This window comes from Agrobacterium tumefaciens, assembly GCF_005221325.1.
Lineage (GTDB): Bacteria > Pseudomonadota > Alphaproteobacteria > Rhizobiales > Rhizobiaceae > Agrobacterium.
The window spans coordinates 577655-594790 of sequence record NZ_CP039889.1 but is presented as its reverse complement, the minus strand read 5'-3'; the positions used below and the strand labels follow the sequence as shown (position 1 = coordinate 594790).

Annotated in this window: 13 protein-coding genes; 12 read left to right on the top strand and 1 reads right to left on the bottom strand. The window is 60.0% G+C overall.

Annotated features, from left to right (window positions below; genetic code table 11):
• The first annotated feature begins 26 nt into the window (after positions 1-26).
• The 11 genes from CFBP5499_RS17615 (at position 27) to CFBP5499_RS17565 (ending at position 15481) form a co-directional block, all read left to right on the top strand.
• A complete protein-coding gene (locus CFBP5499_RS17615; RefSeq protein WP_080829638.1) occupies positions 27-2801 on the top strand; it encodes a TonB-dependent receptor in 2775 nt (924 codons plus the stop codon).
• A gap of 103 nt (positions 2802-2904) precedes the next feature.
• Positions 2905-3660 (top strand): hypothetical protein, encoded by a 756-nt coding sequence (locus tag CFBP5499_RS17610; protein WP_080829639.1) that lies wholly within the window; start codon positions 2905-2907, stop codon positions 3658-3660.
• 14 nt (positions 3661-3674) lie between these two features.
• The gene (locus tag CFBP5499_RS17605) at positions 3675-5522 is read left to right on the top strand and encodes a type I secretion system permease/ATPase (RefSeq protein WP_080829640.1); all 1848 of its coding nucleotides are present in this window, start codon (positions 3675-3677) and stop codon (positions 5520-5522) included.
• Complete coding sequence (locus tag CFBP5499_RS17600) at positions 5509-6822, top strand: HlyD family type I secretion periplasmic adaptor subunit (protein ID WP_080829641.1); 1314 nt, start codon at positions 5509-5511, stop codon at positions 6820-6822. The genes CFBP5499_RS17605 and CFBP5499_RS17600 overlap by 14 nt, the downstream gene beginning before the upstream one ends.
• 180 nt (positions 6823-7002) lie before the next feature.
• Positions 7003-7908 carry a LysR family transcriptional regulator gene (locus CFBP5499_RS17595; protein ID WP_080829642.1) on the top strand — a complete coding sequence of 302 codons (906 nt, stop codon included), beginning with the start codon at positions 7003-7005 and terminating at the stop codon, positions 7906-7908.
• 180 nt (positions 7909-8088) lie between these two features.
• Positions 8089-9033: an ABC transporter permease gene (locus CFBP5499_RS17590; protein WP_003511005.1), complete on the top strand. Its 945-nt coding sequence runs from the start codon at positions 8089-8091 to the stop codon at positions 9031-9033.
• The gene (locus CFBP5499_RS17585; protein ID WP_080829643.1) at positions 9030-9848 is read left to right on the top strand and encodes an ABC transporter permease; all 819 of its coding nucleotides are present in this window, start codon (positions 9030-9032) and stop codon (positions 9846-9848) included. Before CFBP5499_RS17590 ends, CFBP5499_RS17585 begins: the two co-directional genes overlap by 4 nt.
• Entirely contained in the window at positions 9845-11479 is a 1635-nt protein-coding gene (locus tag CFBP5499_RS17580) for an ABC transporter ATP-binding protein (protein WP_080829644.1), read from the top strand. Before CFBP5499_RS17585 ends, CFBP5499_RS17580 begins: the two co-directional genes overlap by 4 nt.
• Positions 11480-11492: 13 nt before the next feature.
• Positions 11493-12329, top strand: a complete 837-nt coding sequence (locus CFBP5499_RS17575) for a serine hydrolase (protein ID WP_175416816.1) — start codon at positions 11493-11495, stop codon at positions 12327-12329.
• A gap of 36 nt (positions 12330-12365) precedes the next feature.
• Positions 12366-13910 carry an ABC transporter substrate-binding protein gene (locus CFBP5499_RS17570; protein ID WP_175416815.1) on the top strand — a complete coding sequence of 515 codons (1545 nt, stop codon included), beginning with the start codon at positions 12366-12368 and terminating at the stop codon, positions 13908-13910.
• Positions 13911-14038: 128 nt separating this feature from the next.
• Positions 14039-15481: a M20 family metallopeptidase gene (locus CFBP5499_RS17565; protein WP_080829647.1), complete on the top strand. Its 1443-nt coding sequence runs from the start codon at positions 14039-14041 to the stop codon at positions 15479-15481.
• Between the two features lie 74 nt (positions 15482-15555).
• Here CFBP5499_RS17565 and CFBP5499_RS30505 read toward each other — a convergent pair whose 3' ends face one another.
• Positions 15556-16026: a hypothetical protein gene (locus CFBP5499_RS30505; RefSeq protein ID WP_233284209.1), complete on the bottom strand. Its 471-nt coding sequence runs from the start codon at positions 16024-16026 to the stop codon at positions 15556-15558.
• Between CFBP5499_RS30505 and CFBP5499_RS17555 the strand changes: the two genes are divergently transcribed.
• Positions 15998-16927 carry a sugar ABC transporter substrate-binding protein gene (locus CFBP5499_RS17555; protein ID WP_080829648.1) on the top strand — a complete coding sequence of 310 codons (930 nt, stop codon included), beginning with the start codon at positions 15998-16000 and terminating at the stop codon, positions 16925-16927. The genes CFBP5499_RS30505 and CFBP5499_RS17555 overlap by 29 nt on opposite strands.
• Positions 16928-17136 lie beyond the last annotated feature (209 nt).

Genomic DNA, 17136 nt, shown 5'->3' with positions numbered 1-17136 from the left:
GCGAAAGACAGGAAGACAGAAGCATTATGCGCCTCCAGATATGCAGGACCGGTTCAGGGAAAAAAGCGGCAGGGCAGACCCGCAGGGCCACGTTGCTGGCGACAACAGCGGTAGCCATTTCATTCGCGCCCCCCGTTCTTGCCCAGACCGGAGCGGATGCCGCCAATTCCAGGCAGCCGGGCGGTGAGCAGGGGGCGACGCGTCCATTCAATATTCCCGCCCAGTCGTTGTCATCAGTCGTTGGCGCTTTCGGCCGGCAATCCGGCCTTCAGGTCACGCTTGCCACGCCGACGGCCGGCAATGTGCGCACTAATGCCGTCACCGGCAGTTTGACGGTGCGAGAGGCCCTGTCGCGACTTCTGGCCGGCACGGGTATCAACTTCCGCATCGCCGGAAATGGCAGAACGGTGATCATCGGCACAGGGGAATCCACTGTCGATCTTTCCGGGGCGGCGGGTACGACCGTTCTCGAAACCATCACCGTAACCGGCAAGACCGGACGCAACGCCCTCGCCGGCTCCGGTTATCAGGGAACGCCAGACTGGGTTTATGAAACGCCCGCCAGCGTCAGCGTGGTCAGTCGCGAAGCGATCCAGTCGGCCGGCGTGCGCAACACGCGCGATGTTTTCAACCGGGTCTCCGGGGTTTATGCCGGCGAGGGCAATGGCAGCTTCCCCACCGTTTCACCCAATGTGCGCGGCTTGCAGGAAAGCGGCCGCGTGGTCGTCTCCATCGACGGCGCGCGACAGAACGCACAGCGTGGTGCGGCGTTCGGTGGCACCGCCAGCTATACCGCAAGCGCCGGTCAGAGTTATGTCGATGTCGCCTTTATCCGTGCCGTCGAAATCGAGAAAATAACCAATGCGCGCTCAGGCAACGCTGGCTCGCTGGGCGGCAAGGTGGAATTCCGCACCGTCAGCGCCGATGATCTGATTGCCGCAGGTGAAAACAAGGGTGGGGAAGTGAATGTTTCCCGCGGCACCAATGGTTATGATTTTCAGGGCTCGGTTCTCGGTGCCGTTCGCGAGCCGGATGGTCCCCTTTCCTTTGTCGCCGGTTATAGCCGCACGATCATGGATGAATACAAGATCGGGACAAAAGGCGAGGCGCGGAACACCGCGCTGACGATGAAAGACCTCTTGGGCCGTGATGGGTGGTCGACGTTTTTCAAGAGTGAAGGCGATTTTGGCGATGTAAAGGCCTCGCTTTCGTGGATGCATCAGGAGAATGATTTCGTTCAGGGCGCTTCCACTGCCATCGACCGGGAAAGCGTGCGCAATGACAGTGTCGTTGCGAAGCTGGACTGGGACCCGGAGAGCGAGCTTATCGACTTCAAGTCGTCGCTGTGGCTGAACGATAATATGACGCATGAATTGCGGGCGGCGCGCACGAGATACGCGGCCGAAACGAACCTTGACATGGGCCTGCGCAGCTTCGGTGGCAGCCTGGAAAATACCAGTCGCTTTGATACGGCGGCGGGCGCGCTCAGCTTGAATTACGGAGCTGAAGCCTTCCGGGACATCGCGACATCCGTTGCGACGAGTGCCACAATCGCACAGAATCCCTCCTATGCCAGCAGCTACACGGCTTTCAGCCCTGCCGGACGGCGTGACGTCGCCAGCCTGTTTCTAAACGGGCAATTGGAGCCGGCGGATTGGATCACGCTCAGCGGTGGTGTGCGTTATGATTGGTCGCGCCTCAAAGGGTCGGCCACCTATTACAGCACCCGCAGCTACCTCATTGACACGTCTGTCGCGTGCGATCCCGTGCGTAATCACTATACGCCCCTGAACTATTTCAATCAGGTTTTTCTTCCGGCAAATCCCAGCTGGGCGACACGTTACGCGCTTTATCTCGCGCGTGCCTGGCCAAACGCCTCGGCAGGTTGCATGCCCGGAACCGGAACAACCAGTGATCCGATACCGGTCACCGAATACCCCGAGCACACTGTCGATATCGATCGCACCTACAGCGCCTGGTTGCCCTCGGCCACCATCGAACTGAAACCCGTCGATTGGTTCCGCCCCTATGTGAGCTATTCCCAGAGCCTGCGCCCGCCGACCATTCTCGAGGCATTTTTTGCCGGTGCGCGTCCGGGTGATAGCGCCGGATATGAATACGCTCCGAACCAGGCTCTGCGCGCCGAAAAAGCGACGACCTATGAAATCGGTGCGAATATGAGTTTCGACGGCGTGCTGCTGGACGACGATTCCCTGCGCATCAAAATGGCCGCCTTCCGCCGGGAGGTGAAGGACTATATCGCTCTTGGGTATCTCGTCACGGATCAGGTCCTCGACCGTACCTATACCAGCTTCGTCAATCTGGATGGCACGACCTATATGCGCGGGCTGGAATTCGAGGGCAATTACGATGCCCGCAGTTTCTGGATCGGCGGCTCGGCAACGATTTTGAAAACGGAATGGCCTGAAAAGACACAGGTTTTCTCCAACAGCGCGGCCACCACATCAGGTGAAATCGTTGCCTGGCCGGGCGATGTCGCGCCCAAGATGAAGCTGACGCTCGATGGCGGCATGCGTTTCTTCGATGAAAAATTCTCGCTGGGTGCAAGGCTCAACCACGTTACGCCAACCCAGTCGCGCACGCTGGATACGGAGGGCAATCTGCGTGAGGTGACCGATCCCTATACGACGGTGGACCTCTACGGTTCCTACGCTTTCAACGACAAGGCCACGCTTCGTTTCGCCGTCAACAACCTTACGGACCGCAAATATATCCCGGCGGCAAGCTCCTACACGGCGCCGGGCCGCACTTTTATCGCGACGATGAACGTGAAGTTCTGAGACGTGGAAGAATTCTCCGGGCTGGGTTGCAGCCCGCCCCGGAGATAAAACGCCTTCGCTACAGGACGAAGGTACCTCTATTGGCCAGCAAAGGAGTACACCTATGGCTACCACAATTCAACTGACGCAGTCTTCCTCCAATCTGATCGGTTACCTCAACGGTTGGACGAGCGGTTTCGGTTCGACCTATGGTGCGTTCTACGACGCTCAGACCAGCTCTCTCGCCACCACCACCATCGATCCGAACACGACCTATGAGGCGTGGGGCGATGGCAGCTCCGGCGGCAAGGGCATCGTCATGAGCGGCGCTCTGCAGTACTCCCAGGGCAACCTGACGGGTTCGGTCGACAGCATCGTTCTGGGCACCGGCTACAGCCAGTCCACCAACGGCATCGCGGTCAGCCAGCAGGAACTGCTGATCGACCCTGATAGCGCCTACTCGCTGGCCGGTGCCCGCGATCTTCTCGATCTCGCCGTCTACCAGCTTGCCCGTTTCGGTTCGCTGGCCGGCTTCTATGATTACTTCGCGGCCACCGGCACGGTGATCGAGGATACGGCTGCCTCCAACACCCTGACTGGCTTTGCCGGCGCGGACACCTTCGTGTTCTCCGGCGGCAATGATGTCGTGCAGGCTGGCCCGACCGGAACCTACGGGTATCAGGACGGCACGGATACGCTTGATGTCTCCGCCTGGGGCGCAACTTCGGTGGACGATTTGTTGTGGTATAATGATAACGGAAATGCCGTTATCCTTTCCGCAACAGACACGTCCGTCTCCATCACGCTGAATGGCGTCGATGCAAATGTACTCGACGCATCGGACTTCATTTTCGCCAGCGCATTGGCGCTTGCCGCGTAAAGGAAAAACAGGCTGTGGGCTTTCAAAACCACCAGCAGACGCCGCCGCAGTCCCTCACTGCGGCGGTTGTTTCGCCCCTTAAAAGCACATTTCTCGGCGTCGCCCTCGTCAGTGGCGTGGTCAACATATTGGCGCTGACGTCGCCGCTCTTCATGCTGCAGGTCTATGACCGGGTGCTGGCCAGCGGCAGCCTGCCGACACTGGTCGGGCTCGCGCTCTTTGCACTTGGACTTTATGGCTTCCAGTGCCTGCTTGATATCATCCGCGCGCGTGTTCTGATCCGCATCGGCGAAGATTTCGACATGCGTTATTCCGGCAGGGTGCATGACGCGGTGGTACGCCTGCCGCTCGTCAACCGCATGCCGGGCGATGGCCTGCAGCCGCTGCGCGATCTCGACAATGTGCGCGGTTTCCTCTCCGGCACAGGGCCGACCGCCTTTTTCGATCTGCCGTGGATGCCGCTTTATCTCGGCATATGTTTTCTCTTTCATGTCTGGATTGGCGTGACCGCACTCGCCGGCGCCGTGCTGCTGGTATCGCTCACGATCCTCACGAACATTTTTTCCCAGAAACCGATCCGCGACACCATGGTGGAAAACATGGCCCGCAACCGGCAGCTGGAAGCCTCGCGCCGCAATGCCGAGGTCGTGCAGGCCATGGGGCTGGGCCGCCGGCTCGGCAAACGCTGGCAGAATTCCAACGAGGCCTATCTCGCCGCCAACCGCAAGGCGGGTGATGTGGCCGGTGGTCTCGGCAATCTCGCGAAATCGCTGCGGGTCGTGCTGCAATCGGCCATTCTGGCGGTGGGCGCCTGGCTGGTCATCAGGCAGGAAGCCTCGGGTGGTGTGATGATCGCGAGTTCGATCATGATGGGCCGGGCACTGGCGCCCGTCGATCTTGCCATTTCCAACTGGAAGTCTTTCGTCGCCGCCCGGCAGAGCTGGGCGCGGCTGAGAGAGCTTTTTGCGCAGATGCCGGCCAGTGCCGCTGCCATGGCCCTGCCAAAGCCTGAAAAGGAGCTGCGGGTCGAGAATGTCACCATCGTTCCGCCGGGAGAAAGAAAGCTTACCGTCACCGGGCTTGGTTTTGTCGTAACCGCCGGAAACGCGCTCGGTGTCATCGGCCCTTCCGGCTCCGGTAAATCCACGCTCGCGCGCATTCTCACCGGCGCCTGGATGCCCGCTGCCGGCAAGGTGCGGCTTGATGGCGCGAGCTTCGATCAGTGGGATCGCGAAACGCTCGGCCGTCATATCGGTTATCTGCCGCAAGGGGTGGAGCTGTTCGATGGCACGATCGGCGAGAATATTTCCCGCTTCGAGGATAATCCCGATCCAGAGGCCATCATCGCAGCGGCCAGGGCGGCCGGAGCACATGAACTGATCCTGCGCTTTGAAAAAGGTTATGACAGTAATATCGGCGAGGCGGGTTCTGCACTTTCGGCCGGACAGCGCCAGCGTATCGGTCTCGCCCGCGCGCTCTACGGCGATCCCTTTATCGTGGTGCTGGATGAGCCGAACGCCAATCTCGATGCCGAAGGCGAGGCCGCCGTGGTCAAGGCGATTACATCGGTCAAGGCGCGGGGCGGCATTGTCGTCGTCGTCGCCCACCGGCCGAGTGCGATCGGCGCCGTCGATTTCATACTGATGATGGAAGAGGGGCGAATGAAGGCTTTCGGTCCACGCGACGAGGTGCTGTCGAAGGTGCTGCGCGCTCCGCAGGCGCAGGCGGTCAAGGGATTTACCGCATCCGCCCAGACCGTCTCGCCGCTGCGTGTCGTTGCCAATGCTCAACCCAAACCCGCGCTGGTGGACGATGTTCAGGATGAGCAGAGCCAGGAAGGAGATGCCGATGTCAAACATTGACCAGCGAACCCATGTCTCCCGCTCCATCCGCAAACATCTTCTTGCCAGCCTTGCCGCAGGCGTCGCGTTGCTCGCCGGTGTCGGCGGCTGGGCCGCGACGACCAATCTTGCCGGCGCGGTGGTTGCCTCCGGTCATCTGGTGGTGGATTCCTATACGAAGAAGGTGCAGCATCCAAAAGGTGGTGTCGTCGGCGAAATCCTGGTGAATGAGGGCGACAGGGTGACGGCAGGTGAGGTGGTCATGCGTCTTGACGCGACCCAGACCCGCGCCAATCTCGCCATCGTCACCAAGCGTCTGGATGAGCTTGGCGCGCGCATGGCAAGGCTGGAAGCGGAGCGCGACGACCTTGCGGAACTCCTCTTTCCGCAGGCTCTGATAGCGCGAAGTGACGATCCCGATGTCGCCTCCGCCATGCGCAGCGAAGCGAAACTGTTTGAATTTCGCAAATCCTATCGTGAGGGCCGCAAGGCGCAGCTTGCCGAACGCATTACCCAGTTCGAGCATGAAATCGAAGGGCTGAAGGCGCAGGAAGTCGCTTACAATAACGGCCTTGCGGTGCTGGAAGCGGAAATCACGTCGCAGAAATCGCTGCGTGAACAGGGTGTCGTCTCCGTGCAGCGGCTGAACAGCTTGCAGACACAGGCCGCGACCTTCGGCGGCGAGCGCGGCGAAAAAATTGCCTATCAGGCGCAGACGGCGGGGCGCATCACCGAAACGAAGCTGCAAATCCTGCAGATCGATCAGGAATTGCGCACCGAGGTCGGCCGGGAATTGCGTGAGATACAGGCGCAGATGGGTGAATTCGTCGAACGCAAGGTCGCCGCCGAAGATGAGTTGAAGCGCATCGATATCGTCGCGCCGCAATCGGGCATGGTGCATGAAATGGCCGTGCATACGGTCGGCGGCGTAGTGACGCCCGCCGATCCGATCATGCTGATCGTGCCTGACGGAGACGAACTGGCGCTGGAGGTGCAGATCGTGCCGAAGGATATCGACCAGCTGCAAGTGGGGCAAAAGGCCATGCTGCGCATGACCGCCTTCAATCAGCGCGTCACGCCGGAACTGGAAGGCCATGTAAGCCGTATCGCGGCAGATATCACCACCGATCAGCGCACCGGTCTTTCCTATTATCTGGCGCGGATTTCCGTACCGGTTACGGAGCGGGAAAAGCTGAAAAATGCGCCGCTGGTGCCGGGCATGCCCGCAGAGGCCTTCATCCAGACCAGCGAAAGAACGGCGCTGTCCTATATCGCCAAACCACTCACCGACCAGATCAGCCGCGCCTTCCGCGAGGAATAGCGGCCTTTTAGCCGGTGACATCATCGGGGTGAGGCACGCGGCCACCCATGACAGGGTCTATGATGTGAAATTGTAGGCGGCTATCGAACGTGGAATAAAAAACCGGTGACATGAGGCACTATCGGCGGCAAAAGGTTTGAACCGATACCGGCTCGTTTTTCATCCATTGGTGCTGGCCTCATGAACATCAAGCAGCTCGAAGTCCTGCGCACGCTTCTTTCCACCGGCTCGACCATTGCCACGGCCAAGGCTATGGGTCTCAGCCAGTCCGGTGTCAGCCGGCTTCTGGCGCAGCTCGAATCGGATCTGTCGCTGACGCTGTTTGCCCGTGACAAGGGGCGGCTCATTCCGACGCCGGAGGCCGCACTTCTTGCCCGTGATGCCGAAAACGTGCTGCTCGCCGTTGATCGCATGTCCGGCCACGCCGAAGATCTGCGCAATGGTGCTGCCGGCCCGGAAATCGTTCGCATCGGCCTGCCGAGCAGCATGTGGGAAAATTTCGCGCCCGCCATGCTGATCGATTATGTCCGGGATTTTCCCGGCGTGCGTATCGAAACCTTCTTCGAGACGACTACCGCCATCAACAAACTGGTGGGTGAGCGGGTGATCGATCTCGGTTTCCTGCGGATGGAAGGTGAGATTGGGCCGGGCATCGATGTCGAACGTGTCGCGACCGGCAAAAGCGTCTGCGTGGTCCGGGAGGATCATCCGCTGGCTGAACTCACCGAAATCACCGTCAAGGATCTGCGCAATGTTCCGCTCGTCCTGATCGGCCGGCAGCGGCCGAACCGTATGGCGCTCGATCAGGTATTCAAGAAGGCCGGCGTCAAGCCGATGGTGAAGATCGAGACCCATACCAATAGTTCCGCCTGCGCCTATGTGGCGCACGGGTTGGGGGTAACGATCATCAGCAGTTTTTATGCTAACCTCTACCGCCACCTTCCCGTTGTCGCCCGACCATTCGTCCCGCAAGCCACACAGGAATTCGGTCTAGCCCGCGCTTCCGGTGCGCCCTTGTCCATCGCGGCGCAGGCACTGAGCGATGCCCTGAAGCGGGAAATCCAGCTTTCGCAAAAAATCGACTGAAAACGGGATTTTGGGCGGAAAATCTCATTGTCCTTATCAGGATGAAACGCGCCGCCATTCTGCATAGACATATGACATTTACGCATAATATTGCGTGATATTTCTCAATCCGTCATAGTCACAAGCAACGAAACCGATAGAGGCGGGATGTCATTCCCCGCCATCAATCGTGGGGAACCGATGATAAGATTCATACTGAGCCGTCTTTTGATGGCGCTGCCGACGATCGCATTCGTGTCGATCACGGTCTTTGCGCTCATCCGCTTCATTCCGGGCGATCCGGCTGCCCTGATGCTGGGCGACATGGCGCAACCGGAACAGATCGAAGCCATGAGGACCGAACTCGGCCTCGACAAGTCCATGCCGCAACAATTCGTCATCTGGGCCGGCAATGTGGTGCAGGGCGATTTCGGCCGCTCCATCGTCAACGACGAAGCGGTGTTGCCGCTGGTCGTCTCGCGCTTTCTCGTCAGCGCCGAGATCGTCGTGGTCGCTGTGCTTCTCGCAAGCCTGATTGCTGTTCCGGCAGGCGTGATCGCCGCCTGGAAACAGAACAGCCTGACCGATCTTGCGCTGGTGGGAACGGCAACGCTGCTCCTCTCCATCCCGACATTCTGGCTGGGCCTTCTGCTTCTGCTGTTCTTTGGGTTGAAGCTCGGCTGGCTGCCGGTGCTGGGATATGTATCGATCAGCGACAATCTCGTTGGCGGCATGCTTTATCTCGTCCTGCCTGTCATGACGCTCGTCATCCACGAAATGGGCGTTCTGATCCGCATGGCGCGCGCCTCCACGCTGGAAGTGCTGCGGCTGGACTACATCACCCACGCCCGCGCCAAGGGTCTTTCGGAAAGCGCCGTGCTCTGGCGGCACGCCTTCAAGAACGCCTTCGGCCCCACATGGACGATGATCGGCCTCATCCTCGGCAATCTCCTTGGCGGCATCGCCGTCATCGAGACGGTGTTCACCATTCCCGGCCTCGGACGGCTGATGGTCGACAGTATTTTTGCCCGCGACTATCCGGTCATACAGGGCTGCCTGCTGTTCGTCTCGCTGTCCTATGTGCTGGTCAATCTGTTCGTCGACCTTCTTTATCCCCTCTTCGATCCGCGTGTGGTTGCCGAATGAAAAAGTTCACACTCAACGGGCTTATCGGCGGCTTTCTCATCGCCCTCCTGCTCATCACTGCCGCAACCGGTCTGTTCTGGACGCCCTATGACCCGATGAAGCTTGGCTTCGCCTCGCGTCTGGCCGGTCCAAGCGCCAGCCATCTTCTCGGCACTGACGAATTCGGTCGCGATGTTTTGAGCCGCCTGATGGTCGGCGCGCGCGCCAGCGTCTGGATCGGCTTCCTGACGGTCAGCTTCGCAACGATCTTCGGCACGCTGATCGGCCTTGTCAGCGGTTATGCGCGGGGCTGGGTGGATGGCCTCATCATGGCCATCAACAATGCGCTCTTGGCCTTTCCGGGCATTCTGCTGGCGCTCGGCCTGCTCGCGGTTTTCGGCGCAAACCAGTATGGCATCATCTTCGCGCTCGGCATTGCCTATACGCCATCCATGGCCCGCGTGGTGCGCGGCGCCGTGCTTTCTCTGCGTGAGCGGGAATTCATCGAGGCGTCGCTGGTGATGGGCAATGGCGAGATCTACACCATGTTCCGCCACATCCTGCCCAATTGCATCGCGCCGATCACGGTTCTTGCCACCTCCATGTTCGGCTGGGCCATCCTGTCGGAAAGCGCGCTGTCCTTCCTCGGCCTCGGCGTGCCACCGCCGGCCCCAACCTGGGGCAACATGCTGGCCGCCGGCCGGCCCTTCATCCAGCAGGCCGCCTGGCTCGGACTTTTCCCCGGTCTCTGCATCGCGCTGACGCTGCTCGGCATCAATCTTCTGGGCGATGCCCTTCGCGACAGGCTTGACCCGCGCATGAGAGGTCTCAAATGACGGACAATATTCTTCTTACCGTGCGCGGCCTTTCGCTGGAGGTCGCAGGAAGCGGCCATCGGGTGGTCAAGGATGTTTCCTTCGATATTGCCGCTGGCGAAATCTTCGGCATCGTCGGCGAAAGTGGGTCGGGCAAGACGCTCGCAACCCGTGCGCTCATCTCGCTTCTGCCTCCGGCCATTGCCGTCACCGGCGGATCGGTCATCTACAAGGGGCAGGACGTGATGTCCTTGCCGACGAGGGAACTTCGCCGCCTGCGCGGCGCAGAAATCGGCGTCGTTTTCCAAGAGCCGATGACCTCCCTCAACCCGTCGATGACGATCGGCCGGCAGCTGGAAGAGGGCTTGATCCTTCACACGAAATTGTCGCCGGACGAGCGCCGCGAGAAAATTCTCGATATGCTGCGACGGGTCGGTATCCGTGATCCCGAAGGCGCACTGGCGGCCTATCCGCATGAATTTTCCGGCGGCATGCGCCAGCGCATCATGCTGGCCTCAGTCATGCTGCTGAAACCGGCATTGCTGATCGCCGATGAGCCGACGACGGCGCTCGACGCTGTCATCCAGCGCGATGTCATGGAATTGATGGTCGAACTGACGCGGGCGGAAGGCACTGCCGTCCTCCTCATCAGCCACGATCTGCCGATGGTGGCGCGTTACACCAGCCGCATCGTGGTGATGGAAAAAGGCGCAATCGTCGAACAGGGCCGCACCGAGGACCTGCTGGACGCGCCGCAGCATCCCTATACGAAAAAGCTGCTTTCCTCTCTGCCCTTCCGGGGCGAACCGCGTACCGTTGACACCAGCAAAGCGCCGATGGTTTCAGCCCGGAATATCGTCGTCGATTATGCCGGCCGCAAGTCGCTGCTCAAGAAGGCCAAATCGAAGCGGGCGCTGCACGGCGTCAGCATCGATATTCATGAGGGCGAGGTCGTGGCGCTGGTCGGCGGCTCCGGTTCCGGCAAGACCACGCTTGGCCGCACCATCGCCGGTCTCGTGAAGGAAAGCGAAGGGCAGATCCAGTTTCAGGGTCGGCAACGCAACGAGGACTGGAAGGACTATCGGCTGAACTGCCAGATGGTGTTTCAGGATCCCTATTCCTCTCTCGATCCGCGCATGACCATTCTGGCGCTTGTGGAGGAGGCGCTGCGCCTCGTACCCGGTCTCGATCAGGCCGCCAAGCGCAAGCGGGCGCTGGAAACGCTGGAGGAGGTGGGTCTCGGTGCTGACTACGCTACCCGTTATCCGCACGAGCTTTCCGGCGGCCAGCGCCAGCGTGTGGCGATTGCCCGCGCCATTGCCCGTCGCCCGCGTTTCTTGATCGCCGACGAACCAGTGTCGGCGCTTGACGTGACGGTGCGGGCGCAGGTGCTCGATCTCTTTTCCGATCTGCAGAAACGTTATGGTTTTTCCTGCCTGTTCATCAGCCACGATCTCGGCGTGGTCGAACAGGTGGCCGACCGTGTCGTCGTCATGCAGGACGGTCGCATCATCGAAGAGGGTGATCGCAACACGATTTTCGACAACCCGAGAGAGGCCTATACGCGCCGGCTCCTCTCGGCCATTCCCGCCCTCGACCAGAATGAAAAGGGCGGCGTGACACTCAAATGGCGTCTGGAAGATAAAGTTTAACAGGAAGATGACTATGACTGTGGCTGCCCAACTGAATGCGATCTGTGATGCACAGCCTTTCGTGACGCGCTTCATGGTGCGCAATCTCCTGACCGGCGAAGAGATCGGGCGCGGAGAAAACGAGGAGACGCCATCGGGCAGCACCCGCAAGACGTCGATTATGATGGCCGTTCTCAAGGCCGCCAGCGAAGGACGGATTGATCTCGACCAGCCCGTCACCTATGAAAAGCGGCTGGCGGAAGAGGTGGCGAGCGGCATGTTCCGCTATATGACGCCCGGCATCGTCATTTCCCTGCGCGATGCGCTGGCGGGCATGATGGTGCTGAGCGACAATGTCTGCACCAAGATGGTGCTGGAGCGGCTGACGCTGGAGGAAGTGGACGGCTATTGCAAGTCGCTCGGCATGGCCAACACGCATCACCGCTTCCTCATTCCGCCTTTGGCGCTGGCGGCGGATCATCCGCTGAAGACCGTCACCACCACCTCGGCGGCGGATCAGGTGCTTCTGCTTCAGACCATTCTCGACGCGCAATCATCGAGCGAGGCGCAGGCAAAGCTCGGCTGCAGCCCGCAATTGTGCGAATGGGCGATGCAGACGCTGAAGAACCAGATTTTGCGGTATGGAATTCGCTCCCGCCTGCCTTTCGAGGCCGTGGTGGCCAGCAAGAGCGGGCGCGGCAAGCGTGGGCGCATGGATGCCGGCATCGTCTACAGAAACGGCGCGCCGTCCTTCATCATCACCACCTATACCGATGAGGTGCCGCAAACCATGCCTGATGGCACGCCGGGCTATACCGTCGCGCTCGAAACGATCGGCCGGCTGGCACAGGCCTGCTGGGACGGGTTTTAATCAATTACAATCAACGACAACAAAGAGGGTAGAACAGTGAAAAAACTTCTTCTCGCAGGTGTTGCCCTGCTAGTGACCGCCAATATCGCCGCGGCACGCGACATCACCATCGCGCAAAGTTCGGATCTGCGCAGCAGCAATCCCGGCGTCAATCGCGACGGCAATACGGATGGTGTGATACTGCACATTGTGGAAGGCCTCGTCGGTTACAACAATGCCGGTGAGGTGAAGCCGCTTCTGGCCGAGAGCGTCGATGTCTCGCCTGATGGCCTGACCTATGCGTTCAAGCTACGCAAGGATGTGAAGTTCCACAATGGCAAGCCGCTCACCGCAGAGGATGTGGTCTGGAACTGGACACGCTACCTGAAGCCGGAAACCAAATGGGCGTGCCTCAACGATTTTGTCGAGGGCGGGGCAGCACACGTCACCGCCGTCAAGGCCACGGATGCATCTACGGTTCAGATCACCCTTGAAAAGCCGTCAGGCGTTTTCCTAGGCCTCATGTCGCGGCCGGAATGCGGTTATACCGGGATGATCTCGCCGGAATCCGTCGCTGCCGACGGCAGCTTCGTCAAGCCCATCGGCACCGGGCCGTTCCAGTGGGACGAATGGAAGAAGGGTGAATATATCCGCCTTGCCAAATTTACCGATTATGTTTCGCCGGCAAATGACGGCAAGCCCGATGGCATGGTCGGTTCCAAGCGACCGCTGGCCGACGGCATCAAGTTTATGGTCATTCCGGATGCTTCCACCGTAAAGGCGGGCCTTGAATCCGGCGTGCTCGACACCGCCGAGATTTCTCCCGATCTTATTCCGGAGTTCAAGACCAACGAGAAGATGCAGCTCATCGTCTCCCGCAATAACGGCAAGAACCTGTTCTACATCCAGACCCGCGACAAGGTGCTGAGCAATCCCGGCGTGCGCCGCGCCATGGCGATGGCGCTCGATCTCGATGAACTGGTTGCTGCCGCATCGAACGGCACGGGTGAAGCCAACGGCTCGATGGTCTCGCAGGACTCGGTCTATTTCGACGAGACCCAGAAAAAGCGTCCGGCCTATGACATCGAGGCGGCGAAGAAAGAACTGGAGGCCGCCGGTTACAAGGGCGAGCCGATCTCCATCATCGCCAACAAGCGTGGCAACGTGCCGAGCTTCCCGGCCGCCGTCATGGCGCAGGCCATGATGCAGCAGGCGGGTCTCAACGTGCAGATCGAGGTGCTGGATTATGCCACGCAGGTGGATCGCCGCCGTTCCGGTAATTATCAGGTGATCTCGCAGTCGGTCGCCCCGCGTCTCGACCCGGCGCTGATGTATGCCTTCTATGTCGGCAACAAGGACAAGAACGCCTCCCTGATGTGGGATGATCCGAAGGCGATCGAGCTGATGAAGGCCGCCTATGTCGAGGCAGACCAGACGAAGCGCCAGAAGATTTTCGACGAGTTTCACGAGCTGATGCTAAAGGAAATGCCGGGCATCTTCCTTTACGACATGGTCGATGTCTGGGGCGCGACGAAGAAGCTCAAGGGCCAGCCGGTCTGGCAGTCGAACGCCCGTCTCTGGGAAGTCTCGGTGGATAACTGATCTGCTACTGCCCGCGCCGGAGGCGAGCCTCTGCGCGGGCTTTCCATCATAGAACGCAAGGATTTGGTGGTGTCTCCGCCGAAGCGCTTGTGCGCGCCCTTAGAGGGCCGAAAATGCGAGGACAAGCCATGAACCGTGAAGCCGTGATGTCGATTGCCGCCGAAATCGAGGCGATGAAGCCCGATTTCACCACCTTGAGCGACAGCATCTGGGATTTCGCCGAACTGAAATTCGAGGAAAGGCAATCCGCCGGGATACTGGCAAGCGCGCTTGAGGAGAACGGTTTTGCGGTTCGCCGCGGTGTTGCGGGCATGGAAACGGCCTTCATCGGCGAATTCGGCAGCGGCAAGCCGGTCATAGCCCTCCTTGGCGAATTCGATGCCCTGGCTGGCATGAGCCAGCTGGCCGATGTCGCGGAGGCGCAACCGGCAGAACCGGGTGCCACCGGCCATGGCTGCGGCCACAACCTGCTCGGCGTCGGCTCATTGATGGCTGCTATCGCGCTTGCCCGACATCTCAAAGCCAACAATCTGCCCGGCACCGTGCGTTATTACGGCTGCCCCGGCGAAGAGGGCGGTTCCGGCAAGACCTTTATGGTGCGCGCCGGCTTGTTTGACGATGTCGATGCGGCGCTGACCTGGCATCCGGCACCGTTTAACGGCGTGCGTTCCACCAATAATCTTGCCGTGCTGGAATATTTTTACCGTTTCAAGGGTGTCGCCGCCCATGCTTCCAACGCCGCCCATCTCGGGCGCTCGGCGCTCGATGCCGTCGAACTCATGAATGTCGGCGTCAATTTCCTGCGCGAACACATGCCGCAGGATTGCCGTGTGCATTATGCAATCACCGATACCGGCGGCAAGGCGGCGAATGTGGTGCAGGCGAAGGCCGAAGTGCTTTACCTGATCCGCGCCCCGGAAATGCGTCAGGCACTCGCTCTTGCCGCACGGGTGGACAAGGTGGCGCGCGGTGCGGCGATGATGACCGAAACCGAGGTGGAGATCGTCTTCGATACCGCCTCCACCAATCTCCTGCCCAATATCACGCTGGAAACGGCGATGCATGAAAACATGGTGGCGCTTGGCCCCATCGCCTTTGATGAGACGGATCTCGCCTTCGCCAAACGCATTCAGGATACCTTTACCGAAGAAGCGATCAAAAGCAGTATCCGGCTCTATCAGATAAAGGGCGACGTCTTTTCCAACCAGAAAATCGACGGCTCGACGCCCCTGCATCTTGGCCTGCGCGATTTCGAGGGACAGTCGCATTTCCGGGCGGGCTCCACTGATGTCGGCGATGTCAGCTGGATCACGCCAACGGCGCAGTGCTGGACGCCCGCCTGGGCAATCGGCACCAATCCACACACCTGGCAGGTGGTAGCACAGGGCAAAAGCCCCGCCGCTCACAAGGCCATGGCACATGCCGCCAAAACGCTGGCATCGACCGGCCTTGCGCTGATGACCTCGCCGGAATTGCTCGCCAATGCCAAAAGGGAGTGGCAGGAAAACACCGAAGGCAGCAAATATGTCTGCCCGATTCCCGCCGATATCATGCCGGGTTCCCACCTGTAAGGCGCTGCGCACTTATCACACTCTCCTTCGCCGCCGTCCATCTGTCGCCAGATTTTCGCAGGCGGCATGATAAATCAGATGAGCGTTCGAGATAAATAAATTCGATGTTTCGCCGGCGTTTTGAAAAGAAGGGCGGCGGATTCCGGTTTGGAATAAATTTTCCATCTCAGCCGAGTTCGTCCTGGCTTCGAACCGGGAGTCCGTAATTTCAACGGCTTATGGCTCCTCCTCGAGGGCGAGAATGAGGCGGACGGAGCTTCGACATCCTCTTCGGCAATCCAGTGCGGAACGCGCGTCTTCTCGAATTTCCCGTCATCACCGCCCTGTGTGCCGCTTTGCAGCGAGGGCTGCGAAGAAAGCATTGACGTTCGAACCAAAAATGGAATAAATATATCGAACAGACAGAAAATCGGTTTCATTATTCCGTTTTTTTGCATCTGAGGAGGTTGCGGCGGGCTTTCGGGTTCGCCTCCGGCTGGGAGAGGCGGCGCCGGACGCCATGGAGGAGAAAACACAATGAAGAAATTTATCATCGGCGCAGCCATGTCTGTGCTTCTCGGCACAGCGGCACATGCGGAGACGGTCGGTGTCTCGATGGCGCTGTTCGACGACAACTTCCTGACCGTGCTGCGTAACGGCATGCAGGATTATTCCAAGGAGCTGAAGGGCGTCACCCTGCAGGTCGAGGACGCGCAGAACGACGTTGCCAAGCAGCAGAGCCAGATCCAGAATTTCATCGCTTCCAAGGTCGATGCGATCATCGTCAACCCGGTTGATACGGATGCGACGGCGGCCATGTCGAAGCTCGCTGCCGAGGCCAAGATCCCGCTGGTTTATGTCAACCGCCAGCCGGTGAACGTTGACAGCCTGCCGGACGGCCAGGCCTTCGTGGCTTCTGAAGAAACGGTCGCCGGTACGCTCGAAACCAAGGAAGTCTGCCGCCTTCTCGGTGGTAAGGGCAAGGCCGTCGTCATGATGGGCGAGTTGTCGAACCAGGGCGCGCGCATGCGCACGCAGGCGGTTCACGATGTTCTGAAAACCGACGAATGCAAGGGCATTTCGATCGTGGAAGAGCAGACCGCAAACTGGCAGCGCACCCAGGGCTCCGACCTCGTCACCAACTGGCTGTCGAGCGGCGTCGAGTTCAATGCCGTTATCGCCAACAACGACGAAATGGCCATCGGCGCCCTTCAGGCCCTGAAGTCCGCTGGCAAGGACATGAAGGACTATGTCGTTGCCGGTGTGGATGCGACGCAGGACGCGCTTGCCGCCATGCAGGCGGGCGATCTCGACGTCACGGTCTTCCAGGATGCGGCAGGCCAGGGCAAGGGTGCGCTCGATGCCGCGCTGAAGCTCGTCAAGGGCGACAAGATCGAGAAGAAGGTCTACATTCCCTTCCAGCTCGTCACGCCTGAAAACGTCAAGGACTACGTGGCCAAGAACTAACCGCGGCCTTCCGGCATCTGCGCCCGTTTTCGATATCGCGGGCAGATGCCGGTTCTCGACGGCGCCGAAGAACGAGCTTCGGCGCCGGCGCGAGCTAGAATTGAATTTCAGTGAATTCAAACTGTTACAGCGCCGTTTTGTCGTGACCGACATGGCGCTGTAAGCCTCCCCGGAGGCGAGGCGCCTTATGGTGAAGCCTGTCGCCGGTA